At 45.4% G+C, this 20,963-nt stretch carries 20 protein-coding genes; 19 read left to right on the top strand and 1 reads right to left on the bottom strand.

Features of this window, described 5'->3' with window-relative positions; all coding sequences use genetic code 11:
• Positions 1-137: 137 nt before the first annotated feature.
• Entirely contained in the window at positions 138-1,490 is a 1,353-nt protein-coding gene (locus ACYRYY_RS02875; RefSeq protein WP_460213988.1) for a S1C family serine protease, read from the bottom strand.
• A 158-nt stretch (positions 1,491-1,648) separates the two neighbouring features.
• On the opposite strand from ACYRYY_RS02875, the gene ACYRYY_RS02870 reads away from it, so the two are divergent.
• From ACYRYY_RS02870 to rpoN, 19 genes are all read left to right on the top strand, one after another.
• Positions 1,649-3,460 (top strand): ATP-dependent DNA helicase, encoded by a 1,812-nt coding sequence (locus ACYRYY_RS02870; protein WP_460213987.1) that lies wholly within the window; start codon positions 1,649-1,651, stop codon positions 3,458-3,460.
• Positions 3,435-4,793 (top strand): glucose-6-phosphate isomerase, encoded by a 1,359-nt coding sequence (locus ACYRYY_RS02865; RefSeq protein WP_460213986.1) that lies wholly within the window; start codon positions 3,435-3,437, stop codon positions 4,791-4,793. Before ACYRYY_RS02870 ends, ACYRYY_RS02865 begins: the two co-directional genes overlap by 26 nt.
• Positions 4,777-6,015, top strand: a complete 1,239-nt coding sequence (gene tilS / locus ACYRYY_RS02860; RefSeq protein WP_460213985.1) for a tRNA lysidine(34) synthetase TilS — start codon at positions 4,777-4,779, stop codon at positions 6,013-6,015. The genes ACYRYY_RS02865 and tilS overlap by 17 nt, the downstream gene beginning before the upstream one ends.
• 128 nt (positions 6,016-6,143) lie before the next feature.
• Positions 6,144-6,692 carry a hypoxanthine phosphoribosyltransferase gene (hpt, locus tag ACYRYY_RS02855; RefSeq protein ID WP_460213984.1) on the top strand — a complete coding sequence of 183 codons (549 nt, stop codon included), beginning with the start codon at positions 6,144-6,146 and terminating at the stop codon, positions 6,690-6,692.
• Positions 6,689-8,596, top strand: a complete 1,908-nt coding sequence (gene ftsH / locus ACYRYY_RS02850; protein ID WP_460213983.1) for an ATP-dependent zinc metalloprotease FtsH — start codon at positions 6,689-6,691, stop codon at positions 8,594-8,596. Before hpt ends, ftsH begins: the two co-directional genes overlap by 4 nt.
• Positions 8,583-9,773: a dihydropteroate synthase gene (gene folP, locus ACYRYY_RS02845; RefSeq protein WP_460213982.1), complete on the top strand. Its 1,191-nt coding sequence runs from the start codon at positions 8,583-8,585 to the stop codon at positions 9,771-9,773. Before ftsH ends, folP begins: the two co-directional genes overlap by 14 nt.
• Positions 9,766-10,539 carry a diadenylate cyclase CdaA gene (gene cdaA / locus ACYRYY_RS02840; protein ID WP_460213981.1) on the top strand — a complete coding sequence of 258 codons (774 nt, stop codon included), beginning with the start codon at positions 9,766-9,768 and terminating at the stop codon, positions 10,537-10,539. Before folP ends, cdaA begins: the two co-directional genes overlap by 8 nt.
• Positions 10,536-11,441, top strand: coding sequence for a CdaR family protein (locus ACYRYY_RS02835; RefSeq protein ID WP_460213980.1), 906 nt, complete (start codon positions 10,536-10,538; stop codon positions 11,439-11,441). The genes cdaA and ACYRYY_RS02835 overlap by 4 nt, the downstream gene beginning before the upstream one ends.
• Positions 11,442-11,443: 2 nt before the next feature.
• A complete protein-coding gene (glmM, locus tag ACYRYY_RS02830) occupies positions 11,444-12,802 on the top strand; it encodes a phosphoglucosamine mutase (protein WP_460213979.1) in 1,359 nt (452 codons plus the stop codon).
• Positions 12,802-13,536: a pyridoxine 5'-phosphate synthase gene (locus ACYRYY_RS02825; RefSeq protein ID WP_460213978.1), complete on the top strand. Its 735-nt coding sequence runs from the start codon at positions 12,802-12,804 to the stop codon at positions 13,534-13,536. The genes glmM and ACYRYY_RS02825 overlap by 1 nt, the downstream gene beginning before the upstream one ends.
• Positions 13,523-13,867: a holo-ACP synthase gene (acpS, locus tag ACYRYY_RS02820; protein ID WP_460213977.1), complete on the top strand. Its 345-nt coding sequence runs from the start codon at positions 13,523-13,525 to the stop codon at positions 13,865-13,867. Before ACYRYY_RS02825 ends, acpS begins: the two co-directional genes overlap by 14 nt.
• A 203-nt stretch (positions 13,868-14,070) precedes the next feature.
• On the top strand, positions 14,071-14,802 hold the full coding sequence (kdsB, locus tag ACYRYY_RS02815; protein WP_460213976.1) for a 3-deoxy-manno-octulosonate cytidylyltransferase: 732 nt from the start codon (positions 14,071-14,073) through the stop codon (positions 14,800-14,802).
• Positions 14,795-16,420: a CTP synthase gene (locus ACYRYY_RS02810; protein ID WP_460213975.1), complete on the top strand. Its 1,626-nt coding sequence runs from the start codon at positions 14,795-14,797 to the stop codon at positions 16,418-16,420. Before kdsB ends, ACYRYY_RS02810 begins: the two co-directional genes overlap by 8 nt.
• Positions 16,421-16,422: 2 nt before the next feature.
• Complete coding sequence (locus ACYRYY_RS02805; protein WP_460213974.1) at positions 16,423-17,388, top strand: KpsF/GutQ family sugar-phosphate isomerase; 966 nt, start codon at positions 16,423-16,425, stop codon at positions 17,386-17,388.
• Positions 17,385-17,882 (top strand): KdsC family phosphatase, encoded by a 498-nt coding sequence (locus tag ACYRYY_RS02800; RefSeq protein ID WP_460213973.1) that lies wholly within the window; start codon positions 17,385-17,387, stop codon positions 17,880-17,882. The genes ACYRYY_RS02805 and ACYRYY_RS02800 overlap by 4 nt, the downstream gene beginning before the upstream one ends.
• The gene (lptC, locus tag ACYRYY_RS02795; protein ID WP_460213972.1) at positions 17,855-18,388 is read left to right on the top strand and encodes an LPS export ABC transporter periplasmic protein LptC; all 534 of its coding nucleotides are present in this window, start codon (positions 17,855-17,857) and stop codon (positions 18,386-18,388) included. Before ACYRYY_RS02800 ends, lptC begins: the two co-directional genes overlap by 28 nt.
• Positions 18,363-18,836, top strand: a complete 474-nt coding sequence (locus ACYRYY_RS02790) for an LptA/OstA family protein (protein WP_460213971.1) — start codon at positions 18,363-18,365, stop codon at positions 18,834-18,836. Before lptC ends, ACYRYY_RS02790 begins: the two co-directional genes overlap by 26 nt.
• Before the next feature lies 1 nt (position 18,837).
• Positions 18,838-19,557 carry an LPS export ABC transporter ATP-binding protein gene (lptB, locus tag ACYRYY_RS02785; protein ID WP_460213970.1) on the top strand — a complete coding sequence of 240 codons (720 nt, stop codon included), beginning with the start codon at positions 18,838-18,840 and terminating at the stop codon, positions 19,555-19,557.
• Positions 19,557-20,963, top strand: coding sequence for an RNA polymerase factor sigma-54 (rpoN, locus tag ACYRYY_RS02780; RefSeq protein ID WP_460213969.1), 1,407 nt, complete (start codon positions 19,557-19,559; stop codon positions 20,961-20,963). Before lptB ends, rpoN begins: the two co-directional genes overlap by 1 nt.

Raw genomic sequence — 20,963 nt, 5'->3', positions numbered from 1 at the left:
TCCCAGTATATTTAGTGTTTTATTATTCAACTTTTAGGGCACGTTGATGTGCCGCCCGCCGTGCGAAGCGAAGCCTCGTTTACCGAGGCGCGAGCGTGTGTGATAAAAACACAGGATGTAGTTTTTATCACTATTAATTAGGGATTCAGCTTTACCTGAAGCAGTCTGCCGTCCCTGTACACGGTGAGGAGAAACGCTTTATCCTGATTATCCTCGATCATCTGACTTAACTGGTCGAGGCTGTCCATCTCCGTGTTGTTGAAGGCGATAACCATATCCCCTTCACGAATATACTTAGCGTTTCCGCTTTTTGCCACGGTAAGATAGCCGTCTTTCTCGATCACCGCAATACCGTATTTAGTATCCAGATATTTTAATCCGAAATCTGATGGTCTTTCAGTGAGTACGAGCCGTCCTTTAAATGTGCCGTCCGGTCTTCTGATGCCTATTTCAACAGCGGAGCCGGGAGGATAGCTGCGGAGGATGTGATACATTACCTCCTCACTGTTTATGGGTACACCGCCGAGTTCGATTACCTCATCACCGGTTTTGAGCCCTATTTCTGCGGCATTGGAGTTTTTCTCCACAGATTCGATCACCGGAACAACATCATCCCCTTTGGCAGTGTCTTTGACAGTGAAGCCCACATGCCCCCTGCGGAGTTTGCCGTTTTTGGCAATTTCCGGGAGAACTCTTTTTATGGTGTCGGCAGGGATTGAAAAGCCTATACCCTGAGCCTGACGGTGGATGGCTGTGTTTATTCCTATTACTTCACCGTTTATATTAATAAGCGGACCGCCCGAATTCCCGGGGTTTATAAGGGCATCAGTTTGAATAAATACACTGTAGTTATTGCCGATGTTCATCATTCTGGCCGTGGCGCTGATTACCCCTGTGGTTACTGAACTGCTTAGTCCGTATGGATTGCCTATGGCTATTATAGGTTCTCCGAGCATAATGTCAGAGCTGGTGCCGAGCGTTGCTGCGGGAAATTTTTTGTTATCATCTTTTATTTTGAGAACAGCAAGGTCAATAGCCTCGTCACCGCCGATAAATTCCGCTTCATAATTTGCGTTATCACGGGTAATTACAAATATTGTAGTTGCGTCCTTAACTACGTGGTAATTGGTGACAACTGTTCCGTCCTCATGGACAAAAACCCCTGAACCCAAGCTTTGAGTCTTGTAGCTGCGTTTGCGCATTCCAAAGAAATCATCAAAGAAAGGGTCATTGAAAAAAGGGCTGACATTTGTTTCAACAGTTTTTTCGGTGCGGATATTTACCACGCTGTCTTCAATTTTGCGTATTGCCAGAACAGTGGGTGTAACCCTGCTGGAATCCGATGCATCAGGCTGGCTTTCCGGATGAACAGGAGCCACAGCCTCCGGCTTCTGCTGATCGTTGTTTTCTGCGGTTTTATCCTGCTTAACGGCTCCGCAGCTTACGCACATTATAAAAAGAATTATGACTGCTGATAATTTTCTGAACATTTAACTCTCCGACGGGTAGAAATTCTATCAGAAAAAAGACGCTTAAAAAAGATGTTTTGTTCTCTTTCGGCTATCATTATATATTAACCCGATTCAGAGACAGCATAAATATAAGTTTATACTTCCTGTTTCGTGTGATATAAATTCTCCGTGATAATATGACGATAAAAAAATACTTTGAAGATGAAGACTTTCTGCCCTCTGTTCTTGGCGGATACAGACCAAGGAAACAGCAGGCAGAGATAGCGGACTTCATCCATAAATCAATGAACGGTCATACTCCCGCCGTGGTGGAAGCCCCCACAGGTTCGGGCAAGACTCTGTCGTACCTTATCCCCGCCCTTGAACTTGAGCGGAAAATTATCATTTCCACCAAAACAAAACAGCTCATGCTTCAGATACTTAATAAGGATATACCTATAGCCTCAAAGCTTTTCGGGCATTCTCCTGCGGTGTATTACCTTAAGGGACGGCGCAATTATTTCTGCCATGAGCGTTTTTTTCGTTTGGTTTATCCGAACTCAAGTTTTTATCCCGATGCTGTAAAATGGTTTGAGAGCATTGCAGAAGATTATGTGATTGAGATCCCCTCCGGCGTTTTCGGCGGCGAGGTTGTGGAAAAAATGACCGCAGACAGCTATCAATGTACAGGCAGCGGCTGTCAGTTTTATACTCATTGCTCATTCTACAGGGCAAAAGAAGCCGCCAACTCATCGGATATCATTGTTACCAATCACCATCTCATCGCCAGCGATATAGCCATGAAGAACAAAAGCGAGTTCGGCGCTGTTTTCGACTTTGCCGAGCATGTAATATTTGATGAAGCCCACGCACTGCCGGATATTTATCCGCAATTTGCAGGCAGTGATCTGAACCTGCGGAGCTTTATGTCTCTGATACGTGAGAATAAGGCGCTCTTTTCCCCGAAAGAGGTGGAAACTGCGACAGGGGCATACAACTCTCTTCTGGCGAATGTTAAGGAAAGCCGTATGCTCCTTGAGCAGATGCAGGGCGATGTGGACAGATACCTTGAGGCTGTTTTCAGAATAATAGAGGACCGAACCGAAAAAGAAATAAAAGATACATTCACAAAACTTAAAGCCGCTCTTGCCCCCATAAGGGGAGAAGAAGAGGGTGTCAGGCTTTGCGAGGCGGGGGCTGGTACATTTACCGTTAAGTTCATTCCCCTCACCGCCGGTGACAACTTCCGTGAAGGGCTTAAGGGAACGTGTGTTTCTCCAGTCTTCATAAGCGCAACCCTCACCGCTGGGGACAGCTTCGGTTATTTCCTTTCTGAACTTGGGTATGAGGCTGATGAAGTCAATGCCCTGAAAACCGGCGCAGTGTTTGACTATGAGAACAGGGGACGGATTTATGTCCCTAAAGGTTTGTGGAACGACAAAAATGCAGACGGAATCTATACGTCACTGGCATCCCGCCTTGAAGGCTCGATGCTTGTTATATGCAACAGTACCAGAAGAATGGAGGAGCTTGCTGCTCTTTTTGAAACTACCATGCCGTATAAAAAAGTTTTTATGCAGGGAATGGTGGATATAAGTGACCGTGAGCTTGAATCCGGCGGAATCTTCATCGGCTGCAACATCTTCCGTGAAGGCGTGGATTTTGCCCACACGGGACTTAAATGCGTTGTTCTGGATAAGCTGCCGTTTGAGTATCCTGATGACGCTTTTTTAAAGCAGAAGTCAGAAAAAGTCAGAGATAACGGCGGCAACCCTTTTATGGATTTTTTTCTTCCCCGTGCGGTAATTTATTTTAAGCAGGCAGTGGGAAGACTCTTCCGCCATGAGGATGATATGGGGCTTTGGGTTGTTCTGGACGACCGCCTGCTGACTAAAAATTATGGAAAGTCCTTTATGGATGTGCTAAAAAATGTACACAGGGTACGCACTCTAAGCGAAGCCCTGAGCTTTCTGGAGGTTTGCGATGGAAAGAATCAGGCTGGATTATAACTATGTCTCATCCGCTTTTATTGATGGCGGAATGGGCGAAGAGGACTTCGGGCAGTACAAGGAGAAGGCAAGACTTGGACTTTCCCGCCTGATTGACCTGGTGAACGCCGGAAGCGTTGGTTTTCCGAACCTTAAAGGGCAGAATACCGTTGCGATGAAAAGCTTTGCAAAAGAGATAAAAGGTTCAGTGAATGACTTTATAGTTGCCGGTATCGGCGGTTCATCTCTGGGGCTTGAGACACTCTGCGATGCTCTGCTTCCATTCGGATACAACTCCCTTTCCTACGGGGAAAGAGGCAGCAAGCCAAGGATATGGGTTGCTGACAACGTTGATCCCTCCAAAGTGGCATCTATTATGAACACTTGTGAACCGGACGACACATTTCTCTGTGTTATTTCAAAATCCGGGAGTACAGTGGAAACAGCAGCAAACTTCAATATTCTTTACGAATGGCTGAAAAGCAATGTCAAAGATGTTTCCAAGAAAGTTGTGGTTGTAACTGATCCCGAAAAAGGGATTATGCGTTCTATTTCATCCGAAAAGAAATTCCGTGCGTTTGATGTTCCCTCAAACGTGGGCGGAAGATATTCCGTTCTCAGCCCTGTGGGACTTCTGCCCGCCGCTGTTTTGGGAGTGGATATAGATAAGCTTATAAAAGGCGGAGCATCAATCATTGATGATAATTATGAGATGGTTCTGGTTCTCTCTTCAATATACATGTATTACATGGACAAAGGGCGCAACATGAATGTTATGATGCCCTACAGCTCAAGGCTTAAGTCATTTTCCGCATGGTTCTGCCAGCTCTGGGGTGAGAGCCTCGGCAAAAGGTATGACCGGAATGGAAACGAAGTTTTCTTCGGCTCAACCCCTGTTCCTTCTGTGGGCGTGGTGGATCAGCATTCACTTGTTCAGCTTTTTAAGGAAGGTCCTTCAGACAAGCTTGTAACATTTGTCGAAGTTCTCAACCACGAGAGTGATAAACCGATTAAATCATCCTTTGAAGCTTACGACTACTTAAGCGGGCATACAATGGGCGAACTCTGCAATGTTGAGCTTAAGGCAACAGAAGCCGCTCTGAAAAATACAGGCAAGCCTTCGCTGAAGATTACTGTGGATGTGCTTGATGAATATACGCTTGGTCAGCTTTTTATGCTTTATCAGTATGTTGTGCCTGTAATCGGGCTTGCTTACGATATTGATCCCTTCGATCAGCCCGGCGTTGAAGAAGGAAAACAATATGCCTACGGACTTCTCGGACGTGAGGGGTTTGAGGCTAAGAAAAAAGCGTTTACGGAAATTTACAGCAAACAGAATGACTTTATCCTTTGATACATACATGGAAGAAAACGCCGGAGTCTTGAGCGGCAGGGTTGTTCTTGCTGCTTTTTCCGGCGGAAAGGATTCATGCGCTCTTCTCCATTGGCTTTATCTCAACATTAAAAGGCTGGGCATCAGTTTACACGCTTGTCATGTCAACCACATGATAAGGGGTGAAAACGCTGACAGAGATGAGGAATTCTGCCGTCTGTTCTGTGAAAAAAGGGACATAGCCTTTTATGCGGAAAAACGTAATGTTCCGGAGCTTGCCGCATATCAGGGGCAGGGGCTGGAACATGCGGCAAGAAAGCTGCGATACGAAGTTCTTGAACTGGTCAGAAAGAGAATTCAGGCGGAACTGATCCTCACTGCCCACACAAAAGACGACATGGCAGAAACCTTTTTCATAAGAGTTTTTCAGGGTGCGTCTCCGTTTTCCCTCGGCGGAATAAAACAGGAAAGAGGCAGCATCTTCCGACCCATGCTGAAAATCTCCACGGAAGATGTGCTGGAATATATAAAAAATAACGAGATAGAAACCACATTTGATGAAACCAATCTGGACGGGGCTTACCTGCGCAACTGGGTTCGGAGCGGAATAGTCGGTGAGATCAAACGCTATAACCCTGCTTTTCTGGATAAGGTTATTCAGCTTATGGAGCAGTCTGCGGAGCTTGATTCCGAAACAGAAAAACGGCTGGGAAGTTTCTGCCGTACTGACGGCGGATGCTGTGTTGCTGATGCTTCAGAGCTTTTATCCTTACGCCCTGTTGAACAGGCGTGGGCTGTGCGGCGGATGCTTTCGGAATTTTTCCGTGCGGCGAAACGGCATGTGGAAGCTGTGCTGAAACTGGCTGAAAGCGGTGAATCGGCAAGAATCGACCTGCCGGACGGATTTCACGGGGAATATTCTTACGGTGTTCTGCGTATTTTCCACTCAGAGCTGATAAAGCCGGTTTATGTTGTCAAAAAGGCGGGACAGACAGAATTAAATATAAACAGCAGTGTTTTAACTTTTTCCGGCGGGCTTGAGGATGCGGAAATTATTATCCGCACCAGAAAAAACGGCGACCGAATAGGAAATAAAAAACTTAAAGATATATTTATAAATACTAAAACTGAACTTTTTAACAGAGACAAGGCTCTTATTGCGGAGAAAGACGGTAAAATTATCTGGGCTGAAAGTGTTTTTCAGAACAGCGGCATCTCCCTCCGCAGGGAAGCAGGGGAATAATCAATATACTATTAACGGATTATTTTTGTTTGACTTTCCCTGTTCCGTTGACTAAAAAGTATTTTTTCCTGAAAAGTTCCAGTGTCCTTAAATCTGTTTTATATTTATAGGACATTTGCGGAGGGTTCGTGAACAAGCATACACTTGTGAGTTACATTACTGAAGACAGAATAAGCGCTAAAGTCGCTGAAATGGCTGAAAAAATCAACAATGACTTCGCCGGCAGGGATCTGCTGGTGGTTGGGGTTCTCAAGGGTTCGTTTATCTTTATGGCGGATCTGGTGAGGAAGCTGGACAAACCTTCAGTTGAAACTGCGTTCATAACAGTTTCCAGCTACAAGGGCGCAAGCACCAAGTCAAGCGGCTCTGTTCAGCTTGTTTGCGATATTGATAAACCACTGAAAGATAAATGTGTTCTTCTAGTGGAAGATATTGTAGACACAGGCTATACTATAAATTATCTTACAAAGATGCTCAAGGTTCGTGATCCGGAATATGTCGGTGTGTGCGCCCTTCTGGACAAGCCCTCAAGGCGTATAATGGATTTCACGCCCGATTACATAGGCTTTTCCATCCCTGATAAGTTTGTGGTTGGATACGGGCTTGACTATGACGGAAAATACAGAAACCTTGCGGATATAAAAGTTGTGGATTTCGGAAATCTGGAGGAGAAATGAACAACAACCTCTATAAAAATATGGCCCTCTGGCTTGTTATAGCATTCATTATGGTGTTCCTGTTTAACATTATTTCAGGAACTCAGGGGGTTATCAAGAACATATCATACTCGGAGTTTCTCCAAGCCGTGCAGAGCGGTGAAGTTGAATCCGTTATTATCAAGCAGGAAAAGCTTAACGGGCAGTACATGGACGGAACCCAGTTCGAGAGCTATGCCCCGAACGACCCTGAACTTGTGCAGATGCTTGTTGAACATAAAGTAAAAATTACGGCACGTCCCCCTGATAAGAGCCCTTGGTATATGCAGGTGCTTATCTCATGGCTGCCTATGCTGCTTCTTATTGGTGTGTGGATATTCTTCATGCGCCAGATGCAGGGCGGCGGAGGCGGCGGAAAAGCTTTCAGCTTCGGCAAAAGCAAGGCGAAGCTCCTTACACAGGATCAGCAGAAAGTTACTTTCAAGGATGTTGCAGGAATTGAAGAAGCGAAGGAAGAACTTGAGGAGATCATAGAATTTCTCAAGGATCCCCATAAATTTCAGAAGCTCGGCGGAAAGATTCCCAAAGGCGTACTGCTTGTGGGGCCTCCGGGAACAGGTAAAACACTCCTCGCCAGAGCAGTTGCAGGTGAAGCTGGTGTAAACTTCTTCAGCATTAGCGGTTCAGACTTTGTAGAGATGTTCGTGGGCGTGGGTGCATCCCGTGTGCGTGACCTTTTTGATCAGGGTAAAAAACATGCTCCGTGCATCATTTTCGTGGACGAGATAGACGCAGTCGGACGCCACAGAGGCGCAGGTCTCGGCGGAGGACACGATGAGAGGGAACAGACACTTAACCAGCTTCTTGTTGAGATGGACGGTTTTGAGTCAAACGAAGGCGTTATCCTCATAGCCGCCACAAACAGACCTGATGTCCTTGACCCTGCTCTTTTAAGACCGGGCAGGTTCGACAGGCAGGTCGTTGTTCCCAGACCGGACATGCAGGGAAGATTGCAGATTCTCAAAGTTCATACAAATAAAATACCCCTTGATTCCGAAGTAGATCTTGAGGTTATAGCAAAGGGAACCCCCGGTTTTGCCGGAGCGGAACTTGCAAACCTTGTTAATGAGGCTGCTCTTCTTGCCGCCAGACGCAACAAAGACAAGGTTGACATGAAAGATATCGAGGACTCAAAAGATAAAGTAACCATGGGCAAGGAAAGACGCAGCATGGTTATTAAAGATGCAGAAAAAGAGAACACCGCATACCACGAAGCAGGACACGCTATTGTGGCTAAATTTGTCGAAGGTGCCGACCCTGTTCATAAGGTTAGTATCATTCCCAGAGGTATGGCTCTCGGTGTTACCCAGCAGCTTCCCGAAGATGACAGACACATGTACACCAAAGAGTATATGGAAGGAATGCTTGCGGTTCTTATGGCCGGCAGATGCGCCGAAGAGGTTATCTACGGCAGATTAAGCACCGGAGCTGGCAATGACATCGAAAGGGCGACTGATATAGCCCGCAAGATGGTCTGCTCATGGGGCATGAGCGAAAAGATGGGACCCCTCGCTTTCGGACGCAAGGACGAGCAGGTGTTCCTCGGACGTGACTTCGGACACACCAAAGACTACAGCGAAGCTACGGCTGTTATGATCGATGAGGAAGTGAAAAGACTTGTAATCACCGGTTATAACAACGCTAAAGATATACTTAACAGCAATATGGAGCTGCTGCATGCAGTTACCAGACTTCTCCTTGAAAAAGAAACGATCGACGGACATGAAATAGATGAGCTTATAAGTAAAATAAATTCCGGTGAGATTGAGCCGGATATGATTAAGCCCATCGAAAGAAAAAGCGAAGAAAAAGCTGAATCCGCCGAAGTTACGGAAGGGGAAGAAGCACAAGTTGAGACTGTTTGAGGTAACGCCTGAAAAAGAGCGGATAATCTATGAACTGAAAAAGGTAGGGGTTGACCCCTATGCCCTGAGAATGGCCGAAAAGGCAGTGGCGAGAGCCGTTAAAATATGCGGACTCAAGCCTTCTCAGGGGAACATTATAAAGCAGGAGGCTCTTGCATGCGGTATAGATGCCGCCGTATGCAGAGGCACTGTAAACTGCACAGTAGAAAGAACAGATGTTCTTATCATCGGAACAGAAAGAGGGCTGAAAGCATTGTCCGGCAGGCTTGCCGTTCAGCCCTTCGGTCTGCCGGAAATAGGCAGATCTCTTAAGTCACTTCTCACAAAATCAAAAAAACGTTCATTCTTTTCATGCGGAAGGGAATTTTCACTGGAAAAACCTCTCCTTATGGGTATTTTTAATGTGACTCCTGATTCTTTCAGTGATGGGGGTAAGTTCACTGAAGAAGAAGCCATGAGAGCAAGGCTTGCTGAATTCGCCGCTCAGGGTGCTGATATGGCGGACATAGGCGGCGAGTCTACCCGTCCCGGATCGGACACTGTTTCCCATGAGGAAGAGATGGCAAGAATCCTTCCTGCTGTTCAGCTTGCTAAGAAAATGGATCTTTTTGTGTCCATAGACACTTATAAAAGCAAAACAGCGCTAAAGGCTCTGGAGAACGGAGCCGATATGATAAATGATATAAGCGGTCTTACCTTTGATAAGGACATGGCAAAAGTCTGCGCCGATTTTGGTGCGGCTTTGTGTGTTATGCATATAAAGGGTGAACCGAAAAGCATGCAGGATTCCCCTGTTTACGGAAACCTGCTGGAAGATGTTAAAAATTTCCTTTACGATTCGGCGGATGCCGCTGTCAAAGCGGGTGTAAGGGAAGATTCCATAATTTTTGATCCGGGGTTCGGGTTCGGAAAGACTTTGAAGGATAATCACGTTATCCTTAAATATCTGGAGGAATTCACTTCCATGGGTTTTCCGCTCCTTGTGGGGATGTCCAGAAAATCCATGGTTGGCGGTATAACTGAAAAACCGCCTCAGGAGAGGCTTATAGGAACAAAATCCCTTGAAGCTGTTGCTGTTTTCAAGGGAGCAGATATCATCCGTTCTCACGATATTGCGGAAACCGCCGAGATGATTAAGGTGGTTGATTATTTAAGAAAGGCAGGGTGTGATGCCTGAGTTTTTGAAATTTATAACGCTGATCGATATTCTCGACATGACAATTATCGCCGTTGTGGCGTACAGGATACTTCTGCTCATAAAGGGCACAAGAGCCATACAGATGATTCTCGGTGTCCTTTTACTGATTGTTATATCCTTTGCTTCCAAATATTTAGGTCTTAAAACAACAAGCTGGGTCTTAAGTAATTTTACCGGTTATCTTTTCATAACTCTCGTTGTTCTCTTCCAGCCTGAAATAAGGCGTGCCCTTGCCGTATTCGGTGAAACAAGAATGCTTGGCGCAGGTAACAAGTCTACGGTCAAGGTTCTTGATGAAATTGTCAAAGCTGCGAGCATCCTTGCCAACAGACAGATTGGGGCACTTATTGTTATTGAAGGCAATACAGATCTTGAACATTACCTTGATACGGGTGAGACTCTTAAAAGCCTTGTAACCAAGGATATTTTAATCAGTATATTCATCCCTTACTCACCCCTTCATGACGGTGCGGTGATAATTAAGGACGGTGAAATTCTCAAGGCAGGGTGTATTCTCCCCTTGAGTAAGAAAGTCGATATAGGCAAAAACTACGGAACACGCCACAGAGCTGCCATAGGCATAACAGAGGAAACTGACGCTGTGAGTGTTACTGTCAGTGAGGAAAAAGGTTCTATCACAGTAGCTTACAGAGGAGTTTTAAGTGATGAGCTTGATGCTGAAATGCTCAGGGTCAAGCTTAAAGAGCTTTTTGAAACAGACAGAAAAGGGAGTAAAAAGAAATGAAAAACCTTCATTTGAAAATACTTTCCGTTGTTATTGCCGTTTCTCTCTGGTTCGGGCTTGTCAGCGGAGAATATCAGGAGTTCAGTGTTTACGCTCCGGTTAAGCTCAGAAATATGCAGGGCGAGCTTGTTGCTGTCACTGCTGATACGCACGTGAACGTTTTTGCAAAAACTCCCAGAGGGCTTATGAGGGCTCTGGACTATAATGCAGTTACTATAGAGGTGGATGTTTCCTCCCTCGGACTGGGTGATACGTATCACAGACTGACCACTGATGAAATTAAGCTCCCCTCCGGTGTGGAATTTGTACGTGTGGAGCCGGAAGGTATTAATATAACAGTAGATAAACTCGTTAAAAAGCCCATAAAAGTTGTTCCTACTTTCATAGGTGAGCCTCATCCGGGATTTAAGGTGGGCAGTGTTACGGTTTATCCTGAATATGTTGAAATTCAGGGTGCAACAAATAAGCTGGCTGCTATAAATGCCATAGAGACAAAGCCTGTGAATCTATCTTCTAAAAAAGAAGGGCTTACATACAGCATAGGAATAAAAGAAACTGACGGTGTTCTTACCTCCGCTCCTGAACAGGTCGAGGTGTATGTGAGCTTCATTGAGAACATAATCGAGGAAACAATAGATGATGTCCCGGTTATTGCAGCTAATCTGAGCGATAATCTTACTGCCGTGATAAACGACAAAATCTCTGTGAGAGTAAAAGGAAGAAAGGATTTTCTTACTTCTGAAAGCATAGGGAAAAAGATCAAGTTCTATGTGGATCTTGAAAGTATAGATAAACCGGGTTCATATACATTCAGAATACGCTCAAGCAGAGCAGAGGGGTATCAGGTACTCAAGATAAACCCCGGCAAAGTTAGGATTAGAGTCGAACGGAAAGGTGAATAACATTGAGAAAATATTTCGGTACAGACGGGGTCAGGGGAAGGGCTAATATTTTTCCCATGACTGCTGCATTTGCTCTTCGTCTTGGTCAGGCGGCTGCACAGCAGTTTAAAAACGGCAAGAAAACTCATCGTATAGTAGTTGGAAAAGATACAAGGCTTTCCGGTTATCTTTTTGAAAACGCCCTTGTTGCGGGAATCTGCTCAATGGGTGTGGATGCAGTGCAGATAGGGGTTATTCCCACTCCTGCCATCGCTTTCATAACACGAAGCCTTCGTGCTGACGCAGGTGTGGTTATCTCTGCTTCACATAATCCCTATTACGATAACGGAATAAAGTTTTTCTCCTCAGACGGGCTGAAACTCCCCGATGAGGTGGAACTCGCCATTGAAGAGAAAACTGACAAAATGATCCACGGCGGTGAGATTTCCATATCCGCAGAAACTATAGGAAAAGCATACAGGATAGACACCGCTGTCGGGCGGTATGTCGAGTTTGTGAAAAGCAGTCTGGACAAGGATCTTGACCTTATGGGAATGAAAATTGTAATGGACTGCGCAAACGGTTCCGCCTACAGGGTTGCTCCTATGGCTATGATGGAGCTTGGGGCGGCTGTAACTACTATTGGTGTTGAACCGGACGGCAGAAATATAAATGACGGTGTTGGTTCTGTTTATCCTGAAAAATGCTCTGAACTTGTTAAAAAACAGGGTGCGGATGTAGGTATATCCTTTGACGGAGATGCTGATAGGGTTATATTTACAGATGAAAACGGTGAAGTTGTTGACGGCGATATCATCATGGGAATTTGCGCCCGCCAGATGAAGGCGGAGGGCAGGCTTAACGGCAATACTCTTGTTGCCACTGTGATGAGCAACTATGGCTTTGAAAAATCCATGAACGGCATAGGCATAAACCTTGAGCGCTGCCAGGTTGGTGACAGATATGTTCTGGCGAGGATGCTTGAGGGCGGATACAATATCGGCGGTGAGCAGAGCGGTCATATGATATTTTCTGACTACAACACCACCGGAGACGGAATGGTGAGCGCTATCCAGCTTCTGAAAGTTATGCGGAGAACCGGCAAGCCATTGAGTGAGCTTAAGAAGTTCATTGAACTTTATCCGCAGGTACTTATCAATCAGAAAGTCGACCAAAAAATACCTCTGGAAGAACTGCCCGAAACTTCTGCACTCATCAAATCTGTGGAAGAAAAGCTCAAAGGCAGAGGCAGGGTACTTGTCCGCTATTCCGGCACGGAAAACAAAATAAGAGTGATGACCGAAGGTCATGATAATGATGAAATAACAGTTATGGCGCAGGAAATAACATGCACTGTGGTAAATGAGATAGGTAAGAAGTAATGGTTAAACTCGGTGTAAATATAGACCATGTGGCAACGGTTCGTCAGGCAAGAAGAGGGCATGAACCCGACCCTGTTCAGGCGGCTGTTCTTGCGGAACTTGGCGGTGCTGACGGTATAACCGTGCATCTCCGTGAAGATAGAAGGCATATAAACGAACGTGATGTTATGCTCCTCAGGGAGACAATAAATGTACCTCTTAACCTTGAGATGGCATGCAGTGATGAAATAATCGAAATTGCCCTTGCCGTAATGCCTGAAACATGCACACTTGTGCCTGAAAAGCGCGAAGAGCTTACCACTGAGGGTGGTCTCGACGTCATTTCCAACTATGATACGGTGAAATATACTGTTGAGAAACTTATGACGGCAGGAATCGATGTGAGTATATTCATTGATCCCGATAACAGGCAGATAGCAAAGGCTTATGAAACTGGGGCGAAATACATTGAGCTTCACACAGGCAGCTACGCCGATGCAAAAAGAATGCAGAAAAGAGGGGAGTTTACCAAGCTTGCCACTGCTGCTGACTTTGCCCTTGAGACAGGCTTCATTGTGAATGCCGGACACGGACTTAACTACAAGAACGTGGGTGAGGTTGCGACCCTTAGGGGGATGCACGAGTTAAATATCGGACATTCTATCATAGCCAGAAGCATATTTACCGGACTTACTCAGGCTGTGAAAGATATGCGTGAAGCGATTGACAGGGCAACATTCCATGCTGGGGTGTGACATTGTCGAGATGGAGAGAATAAAATCCGCCTATGGGCGTTTCGGGCAGAGATTTCTGAACAAGATACTCTCCGAGCGTGAACAGACGGTTTTTTATAAACGCAATAAAAACGGGCTCAATTTCCTTGCCGGAAGATTTGCCGCAAAAGAGTCTGTTTCCAAATCCCTCAAGACAGGAATGAGAGGAATAGGCTTTTCTGATATTGAGATTCTTCCGGTCAGGGGCGGCGCACCGGAAGTTTATGTTAAGGGGGTAAAGCGTCCTGACATTGAGGTCTCCATTTCCCACGGCAAAGATTATGCTATAGCTGTAAGCATTTGCATAAAATAGTGCTGGCTGCTGGAAATACTGGTTTTCGATACAGTGTCAGCATATTTCCACGCTGACTCCATTCTCTTTGATGTTTTTTCAAAAAAATATTAAGTGTTATCCTGCGGCATCGTTTTTGCTCATTGAAAAACTCCGCTGTTCATACTATCATGTAATGTTTTGAGTGCAAATAAAGTTTAAGCATATGTAAGGTCAGGTTTTTTATGAGTGTTGTTGTTATACCGGCGCGTTATGAGTCCAGCCGTCTGCCGGGTAAGCCTTTGGCAAAGATAGGCGGTGTACCTATGGTTGTCCGCACTGCGGAAAGGTGCATAAAGTCAGAAGCGGACAGGGTAATCGTTGTCACTGATGACATGCGTGTTCTGGACGCCTGTAAGGCAGTTGACGGGCTTGAGGCTTCCATGTCAGACCCAGCTATACCTTCCGGCACGGACAGGGTCGCAAAGGTTGCAAAGTTTTTAGAAGACGATATAGTTATAAATGTTCAGGGGGATGAGCCTTTCATCGATCCCGGACTTATAGATGCACTCATTGCTGAACTTAAGGCGGATGAAGGGCTTAATATGGTTACAGCATGCACGCCCTTTGAAGAAGGTGAGGACGAAAGCAACCCGAATGCAGTCAAAGTTGTTTTTGACAGTACGGGCAATGCTCTTTACTTCTCACGTCTGCCCATCCCTTTTGACAGAGAAGGCAGCGGCGTGCAGAGATACAGACACATCGGAATCTACGGATTCAGAAAGGATTTTTTACTTAAATTCGCCTCAATGGAACCAAGCAGATTTGAGAATACCGAGAAACTGGAACAGCTCAGAGCTATGGAGTCCGGCGAAAAGATTCGTGTATTAGTAACAGATTACAAGCCCGTCTCCGTTGACACGGCAGAGGACTTGAAAAAAGCAGAAGAATATTTAAAAAGGTTGGGAAATGGCTAAGTATATTTTTGTAACGGGCGGGGTTCTCTCTTCGCTGGGAAAAGGAATAACTGCGGCGTCACTGGGTGCTCTTCTTGAGTCCAGAGGCTACAGAGTAACGGTTAAAAAACTTGATCCGTATCTTAACGTTGACCCCGGAACAATGAGCCCTATTCAGCACGGAGAAGTTTTCGTAACTGATGACGGAGCGGAGACTGATCTTGACTTAGGTCACTATGAGCGTTTCCTTTCATCAAACACCACAAAGGAAAGCAACTATACTACGGGTAAAATATATAAGTCCGTAATAGATAAAGAAAGAAGAGGGGACTATCTCGGCGCTACAGTTCAGGTTATTCCTCACATCACAGATGAAATAAAAGCAAACGTACGTGCCGGAAGCGAGAATTTTGACATAGTTCTTGTTGAGATAGGCGGTACGGTGGGCGATATTGAATCACTTCCCTTCCTTGAGGCAATCAGGCAGTTCCGCTATGAGGACGGAGAAAACAATGTGCTTTACATCCATGTAACACTTGTTCCCTACATGAAAAAAGCCGGCGAACTGAAAACAAAACCGACACAGCACTCTGTCAAGACACTGCGTGAGATAGGTATTCAGGCAGATGTTCTTGTGTGCCGCTCGGAGTACCCGCTCAATGATAATTACAGGGAGAAAATAGCTCTGTTCTGTAATGTTTCAAAAGAATGCGTAATCAATGCCATTGACGCAGCTTCAATATATGAAATCCCCCACAAAATGAGCAAAGAGGGCATAGACAGAGTTGTTCTTAAGAAGCTCGGTCTTGAAGAAAGAGAGTCAGATCTTTCCGTATGGGAAGACATAGTTTACAGAATAAAACAGCCTGAAGACACTGTTGATATAGCCGTTGTCGGTAAATATATATCACTCAAGGACGCATACATAAGCATTTCCGAAGCACTTCTCCACGGAAGCATTGCTAACAAGCTTAAGGTGAATATCAAGTGGATTGACGCTGAAGATCTTGAGGAAAGCAGTCCCGACAAACTTCTTGACGATGTTGACGGCGTGCTTATCCCCGGCGGTTTCGGCGACAGAGGGGTGGAAGGCAAGATAAATGCCGTAAACTTCGCCCGTGTTAAGGATATTCCTTTGTTTGGAATATGCCTCGGTCTTCAGTGCATGGTTGTGGAGTATGCACGCAACGTGCTTAAACTTGAAAATGCTCACAGCATCGAATTTGCGGAAAACACCCCTCATCCTGTCATTCACTACATGATCGAACAGAAAAATATTCAGAACATGGGCGGAACAATGAGACTCGGCGCATATGCGTGCAAGCTCGAAGAGGGAAGCTCTGCTTACGCCGCATACGGTGAACCGCTGATCAGCGAAAGACACAGGCACAGACTTGAAGTTAATAACGAATACAGGGAAGCTCTGAAAAAGGGCGGTCTGCATATTACAGGCGTTAACCCGGAAAAAGATCTGGTGGAGATACTTGAACTCAAAACCCACAGATGGTTCCTCGGATGCCAGTTTCATCCGGAGTTCAAATCAAAACCAACCAAGCCGCATCCTCTTTTTTCAAGCTTCATAGCCGCCGCTTATAAATTTAAGAAAGAGCGTGAGGAGCTTGCCGGCGAAGGAGAATAAACTTGGATATTCTTGAAGCGGGCCGAAAGACCCTTGATGTTGAAATAGATGCGCTGCACAGAGTGAAAGATGCTCTGGACGGTGGTTTTGTCGATGCTGTTGAGCTTATTTATTCCTGCAAAGGACGTGTTGTCGTCACTGGTATGGGCAAATCAGGTCATATCGGCAAAAAAATAGCCGCAACATTCGCCAGTACAGGCACTCCGGCGCTTTTCCTCCATCCGGCGGAAGGTGTTCACGGAGACTTGGGAATGATAGTGAAGGGCGATGTTGTCATAGCCCTTTCAAACAGCGGGGAGACAAAGGAAATTCTTGAAATTCTCCCTGTTATAAAAAGATTCAGCATCCCGCTGATCTGCATTGTGGGCAAGACAAATTCAATGCTTGCAAAAAAGAGCGATTGTGTTCTTGATGCATCTGTTGAAAAAGAGGCATGCCCTCTTAACCTCGCTCCCACCGCCAGTACAACCGCTGCCCTTGCTGTGGGTGATGCTCTTGCCGTTGCCCTCCTTGAAAAGAGAGGGTTTAAAAAGGAAGATTTCGCAATTTTTCATCCGTCAGGTTCTCTCGGCAAACAACTTTTGCTGAAAGTGGCTGATATATACAACACAGGTGATGCCCTTCCCGTGGTTAAGGAAGGCACTCCGGTTTCCGAAGCGGTTTTTGTCATCAGCTCCAAAGGCTTCGGCTGTACAGTAGTTATTGGGGAAAACGGAAAGCTTGTGGGTATATTGACTGACGGTGACTTGAGACGAGGTATGGAAAAACACCGAGACAGGGTTTTCTCAATGAAGGTTGAGGAGCTTTGCACAAAATCTCCCAAGACCATAGCGGATGATGCTCTTGCTGCCAAGGCTCTGTCAATTATGGAGACTTACTCCATAACATCACTTCTGACAGTGGATCCGGACGGCAAAGCAACAGGTATTATTCATCTTCATGATCTTCTCCGTGCGGGGCTGGCATGAGGAAGGATATAAAGGTTATTTTCCTTGATGTTGACGGTGTAATGACCGACGGCAAAATTGTTTATAACGAAAGAGGCGAAGAAACAAAACATTTTAACGTCCATGATGGTCTTGGTATTAAGCTGGCTATGCGTGCCGGACTTGAGATTATAATAATCTCCGGCAGGAAATCCGTTGTTACGGATATACGTGCCGCAGAACTGGGCATTGAAGCACACACAGGTATAATTGACAAGGCGACTCTCTACAGAGAGATAAGAGACGCCAAAGGATATGATGACTGCAACTGCGCTGCCATAGGTGATGATATAAACGACATCGGCATGCTTCGGGCTGTCGGAACCTCTGCTACGGTTTCGGACGCTCCGGAATATGTTAAAAGCGAGGTTGACTATATCACCTTTGCCAAAGGCGGAGAGGGTGCGGTCAGGGAGTTTATAGAATATATACTGAAAAAATGCGGGATATGGGAAGACGTTTTAAAGTCGTATTAGCTGCTGCCGGCGGTCTTGTTTTGCTGCTTATTCTTTTCTCCTGCTCCGGCAGTGACAAGAGAGTGAAAGGCTATGTTCCGCCGTCAAATGTTTTTGAGATAAAAGACTTTGAGATGCTCACCGGCAGGGAAGGGGCAAATTACCGCCTGCTTGCGGCAAAGGCGTCTTTCAATAGAATAGGAAATATTGCTGAACTCACTGATATTACTGTAGAATTTGAGGACGGCGAAGACAGGATAACCGCCACGGCAGACAGAGGCTACTACATGCAGAACCGTTATCTGGTTGCCGAAGGGAACATAAAGGGCAGAACGCCTGAATTATCCTTTAAGACCGGGCCGGAAGGCATAATGAATTATGACTTTGAAAACTATACCGGAACGGTTGAAAACGATGTTGAATGCGACCAGGGCGGCAATATCATCAAAGCTGACAAGGCAGAGATGGACTTCAAAACCAAAATTACGGAGTTTAAAGGTAATGTATCGATTAGTTATTCTATGTAGTATTATCGTGCTGACATATTTTTCAGCATATGCGGTGGAAGGCTTTAACATGGGCTCATCAGGTCCCATTCATATAGAAATGGACAATATGACCGTGCTTAAGGACAAAAATGTTCTGCGTGGCAATGTGTTCGTTAAAAGGGGCGAGCTTGAGGCACGCTCCGAAGAACTTGAGGTTTACCTCAAAGGCTCAAAGGAAGTTGATAAACTTATATTCAAAGGCAATGTAAGGATAACCAAGGAAGATATGAGGGCTGTTTCTGATCGGGCAGAGTTTTTTGTGTCTGACGACAGAGCGGTTCTCAGCGGTGCCGTCAAAGTGTGGCAGGGCATCAACTATCTGGAAGGCGAAACAGTTACGATAAATAACAAGACAGGCGAAGCGAAAGTATTCAGAGGAAAGGACAAAAGGGTTAAGATAATTCTTAATCCGGAGGAAGGTAAATAGTTTGGGACTTTCTGCGGAAAACCTGCGCAAGGTTTATAAAAAACGTGCCGTTGTTGACGGAATCTCACTGAAGGTTTCCAAAGGTGAAGTTGTGGGGCTTTTGGGTCCTAACGGAGCGGGTAAAACCACAACTTTCTACATGCTCACCGGTATTGTAAAACCGGATGGCGGAAGTGTGCATCTGAACGGGAAAAATATAACAAAAAGCCCCATTCATGAACGCAGCCGTGAAGGCATTGGCTATCTCCCGCAGGAACCGTCTGTTTTCAGAAAACTCAGTGTTTATGAAAATATCTATGCTGCCCTTGAACTGAAAAATAACGATAAATCCCTTATAAAAGAAACAACTGAAAGGTTAATAAAAGATTTCGGACTCGAAAAAGTACGTGACTCCAAAGGCTACTCCCTCTCCGGCGGTGAAAGGAGAAGGGTGGAAATAGCCCGCTGCATATCCACAGAACCGGATGTGATAATGCTTGATGAGCCTTTTTCGGGTATCGACCCTATATCCGTTTCTGATATACAGAAAATGATTTTTTCCCTGAAGGAGATGGGCTTGGGCGTTCTGATAACTGATCACAACGTTCGGGAAACCCTGAAAATAACTGACAGGGCTTACATTGTAGCGGATGGAAAAATACTCTGCCACGGTTCTCCACAGGAGATCGTGAGAAATGAAGAGGTGATCAGCCGCTATCTTGGCGAGGGCTTTGAAATCTGATGGTATCGGGAAAACTTAATATCGGTCTTCAGACAAAGCTTGCGCAGAAACTACTCATCACACCGCAGATGAAGCAGTCCCTCAATATCCTCCAGATGCCTATTACCGAATTGGTGCAGGAGCTGAATACCTATCTTGAGGAGAATCCGGTACTTGAAGAGGTGCAGGAAGGAGAGGAAAAATCCGCAGAAGAACTCAAAAACGAGGATAATTTTGAGGATGATCTTCTTAAAGTTGACTGGGACGAGCTTTACCGTGACAATGAGGAACTTCAGTATAACCCTTCCGGCGATGAAGGTTATGATTTTGAAAAGTTTGTCGGAAGGACAGATAATCTTTTTGATCATCTGATGTTTCAGCTTAAAATTATGGGTTTGGGAATAGAAGCCGAAAGGATAGGCGAATATATTATCGGCAACCTTTCGGATGATGGCTTTTTCAGGCTTCCCTGTACTGAGGTTGCCGAGCATTTCGGCTCAACTGAGCATCAGGTTCAGGCTGTTCTCGATGTGATAAAAGGGTTTGAACCGTCTGGTATCGCAAGCTCAAACCTGCGTGAGTGCATATGCCGCCAGCTTGAGGATTTCGGAACCGAAGAGGTTTATATTGAACTTGTGACGGAACTCCTTGAAAACTACGAAGAGGAACTGATAAACTTTAAGTATGACGATATAATGAAAAGCATCGGCATAGAGCTGGATACTTTTGAATATCTCCTTTTTTTAATTAGAAAGACAGACCCCAGACCGGGACTTTCTTTTCAGAAAGGGGAGAACAGGCATGTGACTCCCGATGTTTACATAGCCCGAAAAGGGGATGACTTTGATGTTGTTCTCAATGAGGATGGAATGCCCTCTCTGCGCACCAGCGCTTACTACATGAGGCTTTTGAAAAGTGCTAATGTGGATGAGAAGGCAAAGGAATATCTGGAAGAAAAAATAAAGGGCGCTGTATGGCTGATAAAAAGCCTTAATAAACGGCAGAAAGCGATTTACAGGGTTGTGCGTGCTATAATAGATGCACAGAAGCCGTTTTTCCTCGGCGCTGTGAAGCACCTTAGCCCGCTGAAGCTGAAAGATATCGCCGAAGTTACGGAGCTTCATGAATCCACTGTCAGCAGGGTCACATCCGGCAAGTATGCCATGACCGAACACGGCGTTATGGAGCTTAAATCTTTTTTTGTTAAAGGACTCGACACGGCAGACGGGGATATGTCCACCGACAGAGTGAAGGATATGATCAAAGGTATCATTGATGAAGAGCCCGCAGACAGCCCCCACAGCGATCAGAAAATTGTGGAAATTTTGCAGAAAAAAGGTATAAAAATTGCACGGCGAACCGTTGCAAAATACAGAGATGAGTTAAATATACCCACTAAATCTCAGAGAAAAAAAACCGGGAGGTAG

Source organism: Geovibrio sp. ADMFC3 (assembly GCF_054687035.1).
The sequence above is the reverse complement of the archived record's forward strand: the minus strand, read 5'-3'. Positions and strand labels throughout refer to the sequence as shown.